Raw genomic sequence first — 12,994 nt, forward strand, 5'->3', positions numbered from 1 at the left:
GATGTCCGGCGGTGCGGGCAACGACATCCTGGTGGGCGGCGCCGGCAACGACGTCATCACCACCGGCACGGGCCTCGACACGGTCGTCATCGAGAAGGACACGGGCGTCGACCGCGTCACCGACTTCGCGGTGGCCGAGGACAAGATCGACCTGACCCCGTACTACAACGCCCTCAAGGCGTCGGGCGTCACCCCGGCCGCGGACTACGTCAAGTTCGTCGCCAACGGCACGGCGACCGAGGTCCGCATCGACGCCGACGGTTCGGCCGGTTCGGGTGCCCCGGTGACCGTTGCCACGCTGGACAACGTCGCGGCGTCGGCCATGAAGGTCGGCACCAACGTGATCGCTCCGGCCGGCTCCTCCACCTCCACCCCGACCTCCCCGACCACCGGCGGGACGGCGACGAACACCATCACGGTGACGGCGCATTCCAATCTGGCGGGCGGCGTCGGCGGGCACTTCAAGGTGCTGGTGGACGGCAAGCAGGTCGGCGAGGCCACGGCCAACACCACCACGGCCACGGCCTACACCTTCAAGGCGAGCCTGACGCAGGACGCGGCGCACAAGGTCCAGGTGCAGTACGACAATGACGCCGTGGTCAACGGCGTGGACCGCAACCTGCACATCAAGGGCATCGCCGTGGACGGCAAGGCCATGGCCTCCACCGCCACCGGCGTCACCTACGACAAGTACGCCCTGGACGGCCAGGACGTCATCTCCGGCCAGACCGGCATGTGGTGGAACGGCACGCTGACGTTCAACCCGACCAAGGACTACTTCCACGCCTCGGCGCCGGTGGCGTCGGCGGCCCCGGCGGAAGCGGGTTCGGTCGACCTGTGGAACCACGTGGCCATGCAGCAGGCCCCGGCGGTCTCCGCCGAGGCGGTCGCGGCCCAGGCCACGACCTTCGACGCGGCGGTGCTCAACGCGCTCCACGCCGATCCGCTGCTCGATCAGCACGAGCTGGCGTCGGCGGCCTGACGGTCGCAACGTAAGGTCAAGTACGCCTACGGGGGCCGGCAGCGAATGCTGCCGGCCCTTTTTTCGTGTTGGTGGTCCCCCGGATGGCCAATAGGAGGTGCGGGGTAGACGGCAGGTGTTACGCCGACATGGTTGGCGCGACCCCGTTGTCCGAAGGCTCCTGCGCCGCCAATGTGCGGTTCCTTATCGGGTATTCTCCTGCCATCAGGAACGGGGCCGGACCGAATGACTTTCTGGATGTGGAACAACGCTCGCTCGCTTGCCGAAGGTGCCTCCGATGACGATGTCGGGCCGGAGCCGCGAACCGAGGAGGCCATTGCGGCGCCCAGGCGCGTCGTCGTCCTGGGCCCTTCCACACAGGGCCTGGGCGGCGTAGCGGCCGTCCTCAAGGTCGTCCTCGGGCATTGGCGGGAGCCGGCCTTCGCGTTGCGCCACATCCCGACGCACGTGGACGGCAGCCGGGGGCGCAAGCTGCTGGCGGCGCTGCGCGCGCTGGGCCGGTTCGCCGCGGTGGCGGCGGCGCGGCGGGTGGACGTGGTGCACGTGCACTTCTCGGCCAACGCCAGCTTCTACCGGCAGTCGGTCTTCATCCTGCTGTGCGCGCTCTTGGGCATTCCCCGCGTCGGGCAGGCGCACGCGGGCGCCTTCCCGGCCTTCTACAAGGCGTGCGGACCGTTGCGCCGGGCCTACGTCCGCTTCGTGCTCAACCGCCTCGACCGGCTGTTCGTCCTGTCGCAGGAGTGGGGCGACTTCTACGGCACCCTCTATCCGCGCGAGCGGCTGGTCGTCGTCCCCAACCCGGTGGTCGTGCCGCCCTCGCCGGCGGAACACGCCCGCGGCGGCGACGGACCGGTGGTCCTGGCGCTCGGCCGGCTGGGGCCGGGCAAGGGCACCTACGACATCCTGGACGCAATCCCGGCGGTCGTCGCGCGCTTCCCGACCGCACAGTTCTGGTTCGGCGGCGACGGAGAGGTCGACAAGGTGCGCGCCCGCATCGCTGGGGAGCCGTGGGCCGACCGCGTCCGCCTGCTCGGCTGGGTCGAGGGTGCGGAGAAGGAGGCGGTGCTGCGTCAGGCCGACGTGTTCCTGCTGCCCTCCTACGCCGAGGGGCTGCCCATGGCGCTCCTGGAGGCGATGGCCTACGGGCTGCCGGTGGTCACCACGCCGGTCGGTGGCATTCCGCAGGCGATCGCGCACGGCGAAACCGGCCTGCTGATCGATCCCGGCGACGTCCCGGCCCTGCGCTCCGCCATCGAGTCGCTGCTGGCCGAACCGGGCCGCGCGCGGAGCCTGGGCATGGCGGCGCGGCGGCTGGTGCGTGAACGCTACGACGTCGGCCTCGTCCAGGACCGCGTCGCCGCGGTCTACGCCGAGTTGCTGCGGCAGCGCTGACCGTCCGCGGCATCAATAGCCGGAATCGGCAGAAGAACGGAAAAGGAGATACGCCTGCCGGACCGCCAACGGGCAGGCGTATTACTTGGCAACATTTCATTACAGGTCGCGTTGAGGCCGGTGCACATCGGACGATTTTGTGCAAAAGGCCACCCGACCAGGCATTACCCCGTGCGCGGGCGGCCATCATTCCAGATGACCGCGTTTTCGAACCGGGACTCCGGCTGCGGTCGCGAACGGAGGATATGCCTTGGCGGAATTCCTGATCACCAGCGCCGGCCTCGAAGACCTGCAAGGCTTGCTGGAGCGGCGGCGCCCGGACATCCAGGTCATCCTCGTGCCCGAGGATGCCGACGCCGGAGCGGTCCTGGCCGACGCGCTGGCGCGGCGGCCGAAGGCGGTGCACCTGCTGGCGCACGGCGCGCCGGGCGAAGTGCGGCTCGGCGCCCGCCCGCTGGACGAGGCGGCGCTGGCCGCGCGGGAGTGGCCCGACGCCGCGGGCACCGCGGTGATGATCTACGCCTGCCGTGTCGCCGAGGGCGACGCGGGGCGCCGCTTCGTCGATGGCCTCGCGGAGGCAGCCGGGTGCACGGTGGCGGCCTCCAGCCGCCCGGTCGGGCACGCCGGGCGGGGCGGCTCGTGGGAGCTGGACGTTGCGACCGCCCCCGTCACCGTGCCGCCGGCCTTCAAGGGCGCCGAGGCGTGGCCGCACGTGCTGGGCACGCGCTGGGCCGACCAGATCACCGGCACGTCGGGCGACGACCTGCTGGAAGGGCTGGGCAGCACCGACACGCTTCTGGGTGGTGACGGCAACGACACGCTCCTGGGCGGCGATGAGCAGGACGACCTGGACGGCGGCGCCGGCACCGACCTCATGGACGGCGGCACGGGCCTCGACACCGTGCTCTACACCTCGGCCGGCACCACGCCGGTGCGCATCGACCTGCGCGACCAGTCCAACAACGGCGGTGCGGCGGCCGGCGACCGCTACGTCGACGTCGAGCGGTTCGTGCCGACCAACGGCAACGACACCATGTACGGCAACGACGAGGCCAACTGGTTCCGCGGCATCGACGGCAACGACCTGCAGTACGGCTTCGGCGGCAACGACACGATCGAGAGCGGCTTCGGCGACGACACGCTGTACGGCGGCACCGGCGAAGACTTCATGTACGGCAAGCACGGCCAGGACGTGCTGTACGGCGAGAGCGGCAACGACGAACTGACCGGCAACGCCGGCGACGACGTGCTGTTCGGCGGGGCCGGCAATGACACGCTGTGCGGCGAGTGGGACCGTGACACCGCCTATGGCGGTGCCGGCGACGACGTCTTCATCGACGCTGGTGCCCGCAGCCACATGGAGAACGGCCGGCTGGTGGTGGACGATGCCGACGTGCTGTACGGCGGTGCGGGCAGCGACCGCTACATCATCCGGCACGTCGGCATGGTCGAGAACTCCAACGGCACGCCGGTGACGGTGGACGACACCCGCGGTCTGCTCGCCTTCCACGGCGGCGAGGACGTCGATGCGCTGGAGGTCGCGGCCGCCGGCCGGGTCGACGTCTCCGGCATCACGCTGACCGGGGTGGAGGTGCTCAGCCTTTCCGGCGCCGGGCCGCACGACGTGACCATGAGTGCCGGGCAGGCCGCGAACCTGTTCGTCGTCCAGGGGCTGCGGGTGGGTGACGCCGTCCGCATCGCGGGCGTCACCTTCAGCGGCCCGGCCACGGCGGGCGACGGCGGCGCCGTCGGCGCCGGGCAGGTGCAGGTCGGTAGCCTGAACGGCAACACCGTGCTGCACATCGGCACCAACGCCGCCCCCGGAGCGGACGTCAACCTCATGCTGCTCGGCAACTACGGGCCGGATCGCATCATCCTGGCCGGGAACGCCTTCGGCATCGCCGCCGACGGCGGCCAGCCGGGCGGCGCGCAGATGACCGGCACCCCCGGCGACGACGCGCTGACCGGCGGGGCCGGGGACGACGTGCTGCGCGGCGACACCGGCGCCGATACGCTGGCGGGTGGTGCCGGCAACGACGTGGTCTACGGCAACCAGCAGGCCGACCTCCTCTATGGCGACGAGGGCGTGGACACCATCTTCGGCGGCCAGGACGCGGACCTCGTGTTCGGCGGCCTGGGCGGCGACGCGCTGTACGGCAACATGGCGGCCGACCGTGTGTTCGGCGAGGACGGCGACGACACGCTGTTCGGCGGCCAGGGCGACGACGACCTCCAGGGCGGAGCCGGCAACGACGTGCTGTTCGGCAACATGGGCAACGATACGCTGACCGGCGGCGAGGGCGCCGACGTGTTCAGCGCCGCCGGCGGCGGTGCAGACGTGGCGGCCGACCTGCGCATCGCCGAGGGCGACCGCATCGGCCTGCGCGCGGGCGACACCTGGACGGTGGCCGACGGTGGTGCCGGTGCGGTGGTGACCTTCGGCACCGGCGAGCAGCTGACCCTGACGGGCGTGCGCGCAGCCGACGTGAACGCCGGGTGGTTCACGACGCTGTAAGCGTGATGTTGGGTTTTCGCCGCGCTCGACCCGATCTGCGGGCGCTTCGCAGGTCGGGTTGAGCCGAAGGCGAAAACCCAACGCATGCCTTTCGATCCGCACGGCATTCGGAACCGGAAACGTTGACGTCGGCCCCCCGTTGGCCGACATTCGGAAAACCAAGCCTCCCGATAGGGAAACTTTCCGGTTCATGCTGTCCCAAAAAGCAAAATACGCCTTGCGCGCGCTCATCATGCTGGCCGAGCAGCCGGACGACGAGCTGGTGCTGATCGCCGACATCGCCGAGCGCGAAAACATCCCGCGCAAGTTCCTTGAGGCGATCCTGGTCGAGTTGCGCAAGAACGGCCTGCTCTACGCCAAGCGCGGCAAGAGCGGCGGCTACCGCTTGGCGCGCCTGCCGACGGAGATCTCCTTCGGCGAGGTGATCCGCCTGATGGACGGGCACATCGCCCCGATCCCCTGCGCCAGCAAGTTCAACTTCAAGCCCTGCGCCGACTGCACGGACCCGGCCACCTGTTCGGTCCGCTGGCTGATGATCCAAGTGCGCGACGCCACCGCCGAGGTGCTCGACCACCGTACCCTGGCCGATGCGCTGCGCCATCGCCAAGCCACCGGCGAACTCCCTGCACACTTCGACATCTGAAACTGTTGAATGCTCCGCCGCGTGCGGCACCCGCCGAAGCCTACCACTTCGCCGGGCGCCGCAGGCTGCGCGGGCCGAACTTTTTTCGCCGGCCAAGCCTTTGATTCCGCGTGGAATAAGGTAGGGCGGGGGGCGTTCCGGCGCGCGCGTGCAAAAAGAGGGCTTCACAAGCGCTGAATCTTCGCTCAATCTCTAGAAACAAGATAGGCAAATCGCAGAAAAATCAGCTGCAAAGATTTGTGCAATAGACGAGGGAGTGCCGCACCATGCCGTTCCGCCTCCGCATCCACCTGCCGGTCCTGGTCGCGGGCATCCTGCTCGCCGCCCTCGGTGCCCGCGCGGCCTCCGGGCCGGTGACGCTTCTCAACGTCTCCTACGATCCGACACGGGAACTGTACGTCGACTTCAACAAGGCCTTCGCCAAGAAATGGCAGGCTGAGACCGGACAGACCCTGCAGGTCAAGCAGTCGCACGGCGGCTCGGGCAAGCAGGCGCGCTCGGTGATCGACGGGCTGGACGCGGACGTGGTGACGCTGGCGCTCGCCTACGACATCGACGCGATTGCCGACGCCGGCCTGCTGGCCAAGGACTGGCAGCAGCGCCTGCCGCAGAACAGCTCGCCCTACACCTCGACCATCGTGTTCCTGGTGCGCAAGGGCAACCCCAAGCAGATCAAGGACTGGAGCGACCTGGTGAAGCCGGGCGTGCAGGTCATCACGCCGAATCCGAAGACGTCGGGCGGTGCGCGCTGGAACTACTTGGCCGCGTGGGCCTATGCCAAGGAGAAGCAGGGGGGCGACGAGGCCAAGGCCAAGGAGTTCGTGGCATCCCTGTTCAAGAACGTACCGGTGCTGGACAGCGGTGCCCGCGGCTCCACCATCACCTTCACGCAGCGCGAGATCGGCGACGTCCTGCTGGCCTGGGAGAACGAGGCGTTCCTGTCGGTGCAGGAGTTCGGCGCCGAGAAGCTGGAGATCGTCGTCCCGTCGATGTCCATCCTGGCCGAACCGCCGGTCGCCATCGTCGACCAGGTGGTCGAGCGCAAGGGCACGCGCAAGGTCGCCGAGGCCTACCTTCAGTTCCTCTACACCCGCGAGGGGCAGGAACTGGCCGCCAAGCACTTCTACCGCCCGCGCCAGCCGGAGCTTGCCAGCCAGTATGCCGGACGCTTCGCCGATGTTAGGCTGGTGACGATCGATCAGGCTTTCGGTGGCTGGCGTGAGGCACAGAAGAAGCACTTCGCGGACGGCGGCGTCTTCGACGAGATCTACAAGCCGGGGCGGTGACGCGTGGTGTCCGTCGCTCTCGACTCTACGGCCCCCCCGGCAACGGGGGGCGTCGTGCTGAAAAAGCCAAGCGTCCTGCCCGGATTCGGCCTGACGCTCGGCTTCACGCTCGCGTACCTCAGCCTCATCGTCCTCTTGCCGCTGGGTGCCCTGGCGGTGAAGGCGGCCGGCCTCGGCTGGTCGGGCCTGTGGGACGCGGTGATGACGTCGCGTGTCCTCGCCGCCTTCCAGGTCAGCTTCGGCATCTCGCTCGCCGCCGCGGCGGTCAACACGCTGGCCGGCCTGCTGGTCGCCTGGGTGCTGGTGCGCTACGACTTTCCCGGCAAGCGGCTGATGGACGCGCTGGTCGACCTGCCGTTCGCCCTGCCCACCGCGGTGGCCGGCATCGCGCTGACCGCGCTGTACGCGCCCAACGGTTGGGTGGGCAAGCTGCTGATGCAGTGGTTCGGGCTGAAGGTCGCCTTCACGCCGCTGGGCATCGGCATCGCGCTGACCTTCATCGGCCTGCCCTTCGTGGTGCGCACCGTGCAGCCCATCCTGCAGGACCTGCCGCCGGAGGAGGAGGAGGCCGCCGCCAGCCTGGGTGCCAGCCGCTGGCAGACCTTCGCCCGGGTCGTCTTCCCGGCGCTGTTCCCGGCGCTGCTGACCGGCTTCGCGCTGGCCTTCGCCCGCGCGGTGGGCGAATACGGCTCGGTCATCTTCATCGCCGGCAACATGCCGGGCGTGACGGAGATCCTGCCGCTGCTGATCGTCATCAAGCTGGAGCAGTTCGACTACGCCGGTGCGGCGGCCGTGGGCACGCTGATGCTGGTGGTGTCGTTCGCGCTGCTGCTGATCATCAACCTGCTCCAGCATTGGATGAGGGTGCGCCATGCACGTTAGCCAGCCGTCCGCGGGTGTGGCACCCCAGCGCCGCGCCCTGACCGACCCGGCCTGGGTGCGGATCCTGCTGATCCTGCTGGCGCTGGGGTTCGTGGGGCTGTTCCTGGTGCTGCCGCTCGCCGCCGTGTTCACCGAGGCGCTGCGCCGCGGGCTCGACGCCTACTGGGCGGCGCTGGTGGAGGAGGACGCGCTGTCCGCCATCCAGCTCACGCTGATGGTGGCGGCCATCGCCGTGCCGCTGAACCTGGTGTTCGGCGTCGCCGCGTCGTGGTGCATCGCCAAGTTCGACTTCCGCGGCAAGAGCGTGCTGATCACCCTGATCGACCTGCCGTTCTCGGTGTCGCCGGTCATCTCGGGCATGATCTACGTGCTGCTGTTCGGCCTGAACGGCGTGCTGGGCCCCTTCCTGAAGAGCCAGGGCATCCAGATCATCTTCGCGCTGCCGGGCCTCGTTCTGGCCACCGTCTTCGTCACCTTCCCCTTCGTCGCGCGCGAGCTGATCCCGCTGATGCAGGAGCAGGGAACGGAGGAGGAGGAGGCCGCCATCGTGCTGGGTGCCGGCGGCTGGCAGACCTTTTGGCGGGTGACGCTGCCCAACATCAAGTGGGGCCTGCTGTACGGCGTGCTGCTGTGCAACGCCCGCGCGATGGGCGAGTTCGGCGCGGTGTCCGTGGTGTCCGGCCACATCCGCGGGGCCACCAACACCATGCCGCTGCACGTCGAGATCCTCTACAACGAGTACAACTTCGTCGCCGCCTTCGCGGTCGCGTCGGTGCTGGCCATGCTGGCGCTGGTGACGCTGGTCGCCAAGACGGCCCTGGAATGGCGCTACGGCGCCGAACTGGCCGCCACCAAGCATTAGTCCGGGCATTGATCAGGGCATTGATCGGGGAACACAGCATGACCATTCAGGTGAGCGGCATTTCCAAGCGGTTCGGCGACTACGTGGCGCTCGATTCCGTGGACCTCGAGGTGCGCTCGGGCGAGCTGCTGGCGCTGCTCGGCCCTTCGGGTTCGGGCAAGACGACGCTCCTGCGCATCATGGCCGGGCTGGAGCAGCCGGACGCCGGCAGCCTGACCCTGCACGGCGAGGAGGCGCTGGGCCAGACCCCGCGCGAGCGCAAGGTGGGCTTCGTCTTCCAGCACTACGCGCTGTTCCGCCACATGACGGTGTTCGACAACGTCGCCTTCGGCCTGAAGGTGCAGGCGCGCGGCGAACGCCCGTCGAAGGCGGAGATCCGCCGCCGGGTGGAGGAACTGCTGCACCTCGTGCAACTCGGCCACTTCGCCGACCGCTATCCGGCCCAGCTCTCCGGCGGCCAGCGGCAGCGCGTGGCGCTCGCCCGGGCGCTGGCCATCGAGCCGAAGGTGCTGCTGCTGGACGAGCCGTTCGGCGCGCTCGACGCCAAGGTGCGCAAGGAATTGCGGCGCTGGCTGCGCAACCTGCACGACGAGATGCACATCACGTCGGTCTTCGTGACGCACGACCAGGAGGAGGCGCTGGAACTGGCCGACCGCGTCGTGGTGATGAGCCAGGGCCGGATCGAGCAGATCGGCAGCCCGGCCGATGTCTACGACCGCCCGGCGTCCAGCTTCGTCTACGAGTTCCTGGGCCAGGTGAACCGCCTGGACTGCACGGTGGACGACGGTGGTGCCCGGCTCGCCGACGGGCTGCCGGCGATTCCGGTGGCCGGGGCGGCCGACGGCGGGCTGCGCGGTCCGGCGATCGCCTTTGTCCGCCCGCACGACGTGGCGCTGCGCCCCGATCCGGAGGGGCCGGCCACGGTGGTGGGCGTCACCACCGTGGGGCCGCAGGCGCGCATCGAGCTGCGGCTGGCCGGCACCATGCTGGAGGCGGAGATGCCGCGCGACCGCATGGCCGATATCGGCCTGCGCCTGGGCCACCGCTGCGCCGTACAGATCGACCGCGTCCAGGTCTTCCCCCGCGCCTGACGGGGCTCCGGCCGGAACGCCATCGGGAAGCCGATGTTGAGCGGGGTATCCGCGCCGTTGCGCGGGTACCCGTTCAAGCAAGGAGGCTCACTCCATGGCGTACAACGAAAACCGGTGGAGGAATGACCAGGACCGTTACGGCCGTTCCGACGACGACCGCGAACGGTGGCGTTCGGAAAGCCGCGACTGGCGCGGCGGATCCGGTGGCCGCGGTGCCGATGATCGCAGCGCCACGGACCGCAGCGACTGGGGACACAGTGAATGGCGGCGCGGCGACGCCGGCCGTGGCAGCGACTGGATGCGCGGCGAGACGAGCCGCGGTGAGATGGGTCGCGGCGATTGGGGCCGCGACGACTGGACCCGCGAGGACACGTCCCGCTACCCGCGCGACGATTACCGCAGCTCCGGCAGCTATGGCGGCGGCTACGGCCGCGACGAGGATCGTTCCCGCGGCGAGGGCTACCGCAGCGCCGGCGTGTACGGCGGTGGGCGGAATGAGGGCTGGAGCCGCGAAGGGTCCGGCCGTGGTGACTATTATGGCAGCAGCGACTATGGCCGCGCCGACTACGGACGCGGCTATGGCCAGGGACGCGGCTTCACCGGCTATGGCCGTGACGAGTGGAGCGGCGGCCGCGAATCGGGCAGCCGCGTCCGTGACTACGGCAGCCATGGCGGTGGCTACGGCTCGCGCGGCGAGGAACGCGGCTGGCTGGAGCGCGCCGGGGACGAGATCGCCTCCTGGTTCGGCGACGATGATGCCGAGCGGCGGCGGCGCAGGGACGAGCAGCGTGCCGGTGAACACCGGGGCCGCGGCCCGCGCGGCTACTCCCGCTCCGACGAGCGCATCCGGGAGGACGTGAACGACCGGCTGACCGACGATTCGTACGTCGACGCGTCCGACATCGACATCACGGTCAGCAACGGCGAGGTGACGCTGAGCGGCCACATCGACAGCCGCATGGCCAAGCGCCGCGCCGAGGACATCGCCGAGTCGGTGTCCGGCGTCACGCACGTGCAGAACAACCTGCGCGTTCGCCAGCAAACCGGCACGACGACCGGCACCTCGACGTCGGCCGGCGCCTCGGCCATGGCGGGGATGGGGGGAATCGGCTCGGGAACCGGTACCGTCTCTGGCGGTTCGACCACCGCCGGTTCGACCACCGGGGCGGGAAGCGCAAGCACCGGTGGGACCCGAACCACGACCCGCGGCTGAGGAACGAACCGTTCGCGGATGGGGCAGGGGGCCGGCGGCCCCTTGCCTCGCCTTCCGGGTTCGGCGTCAGGCCTTCTCGATGGTGGCCGGCGCGTCCGTCTTTTCCGCCGTGCGAATGACGTCGACGAACAGGCCGCCGCTGGCGCCGCCGCCGGAAAAAGCGCCGGCGAACGCCGGGCGGGCCGGTGCGGCGGCTTCGGGCTTCGCGGCGGGGGTGCTGGTGCTCTCGGTCGGTTGCATCGCTCTCTCCACTTTGGCTGCCCAAATACGACGTTCGACGGAACGCCGTGGAAAGAGCCTATACCAAAGGAGGATTTATTGCACCGCACAAATCATCCGCCGCGCATACGGCGGCGTCTCCGCGCCCACCGGCTGTTCAGCGGCCGCGTGTTGCGCCCCGTGTTGCAAGGAGCTGGTCGATGGTGGCAACCAGCTCCTCGTTGTCGAAGGGTTTGAAGAGCAGGCGGTCGGCACCGTACATCTCCGACATCTTCAGCGACGCGGCGGCCGGGAATTCGTCGGTGCCGCCGGACATGGCGATCACCGCCGCGCCGCAGCCCTCCCCGCGCAGGCGCTTCACCGTTTCGATGCCGTCCATGCCGGGCATCATCATGTCGACCACCACCACGTCGAAGGGCTCGCGCCGGACGAGGTCCAGGCACGCGTTGCCGTCGCTGGCTTCGACGACGGTGTGGCCGCTGTCCTCCAGCGCGACCCGCAGCAGCGCGGTCACGGCGGGCATGTCGTCGACGACGAGGACGCGCGCCATCAGCCGATTCCTTCGCGTTTCATACGTTCACACCTAGATAGCCGTGCCCCGGTCCGTGGATCAAGGTCCGCGGATCAGGATCGGCAGGGGTGCCGCCGACGGGTATGGGGCCGGCGGGCATGTCTATTCCGCCGCCGCTTCCGCGGCGGTGCTGTCGCGGCGCGCCTGCCGCCGGGCCCGGCGGGCGAGCAGCGTGCGCAGAAGCTGGTCGAGACCCTCGGCCATCGCCTTGTGCTGGCCGTCGGACAGGGCCGCGACCGCCGCCGCCAGTTCGTTCAGCGGGTCGTGGTCGAGCAGCGCCCGGCCGGCGTCGGTGAGGACGAGGTTGACGGTGCGCCGGTCGCGCTCACCGCGGTGGCGGTCCAGCAGACCCTTCTTGAGCAGCGCCGCGATCGTCTGGCTGGCGGTGCCCTTGGTGGTGCCGTGATACCGCGCGAAGGCCACGACGCTGCGCGCACTCGGCGTCGCCTGAGCGAAGTAACGCAACGCCGCCCACTGGGCGGGGTTCAGCCCTTCCGTGAAGGCCAGGCTTGCCGTGGTGCGCAGAACTTGCGCCATTACCTCGGCGGTCGCGCGCGCGCTTGGGCGCATGCCGGATTCCCTGAAAAGACGTGCCGAGCCAAGCCGCTCGGTTTCGACTCGAAACTTACTCCACTCGGCACCCGATGTCCAGTCCTCTGGCATCGTTTCGCGCCGGTACCGTCTGTGCACTAATCTTGCGCAGCCGGCGCTGCATGGCAAGAACCTGTGACATCCGCGGCCCATCGGAAAAAATCGGCCGGTCGGTGAAAACAGGGCTGGACACGCCCGACGCGCCCCACTATACACCGCCTCCCCGGCCGACGCCGCCCCCTTCCAAGGGGACACGGAGGCGGTCGGGACGGCCCTGGACGGGGTCGAAGACGGAAGGTCGACGCTTTCGGCCGTGCCGCCTCTCTCGAAAGGGAGATGGGCCGATCGAAAAAAGAGTAGCGAAAAAGGCTTGACGGCCGATCGCGAAAGCGCTAAACAGACCATCCGTTGCGAGCACTACAGTGCTTGCGCCTCTTCGATCTTCCAGACCATGCATCGCTGGTGTGAACCGGTTTTCCGGAACATACCGCTGTCGGGTCGCCGAAGGGGCAGGGATCTTTGACAAGTCAGACGTGAATGAGAAGGGATGCGCAGGCGGCGAGACCTGCGGTTGGGGTCCTCTGGTAAGAGGGGCCTGGCACAAAACGGGGTCGTTTGACCGCGCATTCCAAGCCAAGCAGAGATACAGAATCGAGCTTAGGTTGGTGTGTCGCACGAGCGACCCCATCAATTGCCCTGGTCTTTCGGGACTTGTGGTGAATTGAACCTGAGAGTTTGATCCTGGCT

Annotated in this window: 12 protein-coding genes; 9 read left to right on the forward strand and 3 right to left on the reverse strand. The window is 69.2% G+C overall.

What is annotated here, in order from left to right; all coding sequences use genetic code 11:
• From VED21_RS08310 to VED21_RS08350, 9 genes are all read left to right on the forward strand, one after another.
• On the forward strand, window positions 1-982 hold a 982-nt coding region (locus tag VED21_RS08310; protein WP_324881866.1), incomplete at its 5' end, for a carbohydrate-binding domain-containing protein.
• A gap of 237 nt (window positions 983-1,219) precedes the next feature.
• Window positions 1,220-2,374 (forward strand): glycosyltransferase family 4 protein, encoded by a 1,155-nt coding sequence (locus tag VED21_RS08315; RefSeq protein ID WP_324881867.1) that lies wholly within the window; start codon window positions 1,220-1,222, stop codon window positions 2,372-2,374.
• A 250-nt stretch (window positions 2,375-2,624) separates the two neighbouring features.
• Window positions 2,625-4,889 (forward strand): DUF4347 domain-containing protein, encoded by a 2,265-nt coding sequence (locus tag VED21_RS08320; RefSeq protein ID WP_324881868.1) that lies wholly within the window; start codon window positions 2,625-2,627, stop codon window positions 4,887-4,889.
• Window positions 4,890-5,079: 190 nt separating this feature from the next.
• Window positions 5,080-5,532 carry an Rrf2 family transcriptional regulator gene (locus tag VED21_RS08325; protein ID WP_324881869.1) on the forward strand — a complete coding sequence of 151 codons (453 nt, stop codon included), beginning with the start codon at window positions 5,080-5,082 and terminating at the stop codon, window positions 5,530-5,532.
• 266 nt (window positions 5,533-5,798) lie between these two features.
• A complete protein-coding gene (locus VED21_RS08330; protein ID WP_324881870.1) occupies window positions 5,799-6,818 on the forward strand; it encodes a sulfate ABC transporter substrate-binding protein in 1,020 nt (339 codons plus the stop codon).
• Window positions 6,819-6,872: 54 nt separating this feature from the next.
• Window positions 6,873-7,700 carry a sulfate ABC transporter permease subunit CysT gene (cysT, locus tag VED21_RS08335; RefSeq protein ID WP_324881871.1) on the forward strand — a complete coding sequence of 276 codons (828 nt, stop codon included), beginning with the start codon at window positions 6,873-6,875 and terminating at the stop codon, window positions 7,698-7,700.
• Window positions 7,690-8,562, forward strand: coding sequence for a sulfate ABC transporter permease subunit CysW (gene cysW, locus VED21_RS08340; RefSeq protein ID WP_324881872.1), 873 nt, complete (start codon window positions 7,690-7,692; stop codon window positions 8,560-8,562). The genes cysT and cysW overlap by 11 nt, the downstream gene beginning before the upstream one ends.
• 38 nt (window positions 8,563-8,600) lie before the next feature.
• Window positions 8,601-9,653 carry a sulfate ABC transporter ATP-binding protein gene (locus VED21_RS08345; protein WP_324881873.1) on the forward strand — a complete coding sequence of 351 codons (1,053 nt, stop codon included), beginning with the start codon at window positions 8,601-8,603 and terminating at the stop codon, window positions 9,651-9,653.
• Window positions 9,654-9,978: 325 nt separating this feature from the next.
• Window positions 9,979-10,866 (forward strand): BON domain-containing protein, encoded by an 888-nt coding sequence (locus tag VED21_RS08350; RefSeq protein ID WP_324881874.1) that lies wholly within the window; start codon window positions 9,979-9,981, stop codon window positions 10,864-10,866.
• Window positions 10,867-10,932: 66 nt separating this feature from the next.
• Here the strand turns inward: VED21_RS08350 and VED21_RS08355 are convergent, their stop codons facing one another.
• From VED21_RS08355 to VED21_RS08365, 3 genes are all read right to left on the reverse strand, one after another.
• Complete coding sequence (locus VED21_RS08355; RefSeq protein ID WP_324881875.1) at window positions 10,933-11,106, reverse strand: hypothetical protein; 174 nt, start codon at window positions 11,104-11,106, stop codon at window positions 10,933-10,935.
• Between the two features lie 136 nt (window positions 11,107-11,242).
• Window positions 11,243-11,635, reverse strand: a complete 393-nt coding sequence (locus VED21_RS08360; RefSeq protein WP_324881876.1) for a response regulator — start codon at window positions 11,633-11,635, stop codon at window positions 11,243-11,245.
• A 123-nt stretch (window positions 11,636-11,758) separates the two neighbouring features.
• On the reverse strand, window positions 11,759-12,226 hold the full coding sequence (locus VED21_RS08365; RefSeq protein ID WP_324881877.1) for a MarR family transcriptional regulator: 468 nt from the start codon (window positions 12,224-12,226) through the stop codon (window positions 11,759-11,761).
• Window positions 12,227-12,994: the final 768 nt, after the last annotated feature.

The sequence above is a fragment of the Azospirillum sp. genome, from assembly GCF_035627195.1.
GTDB lineage: Bacteria > Pseudomonadota > Alphaproteobacteria > Azospirillales > Azospirillaceae > Azospirillum.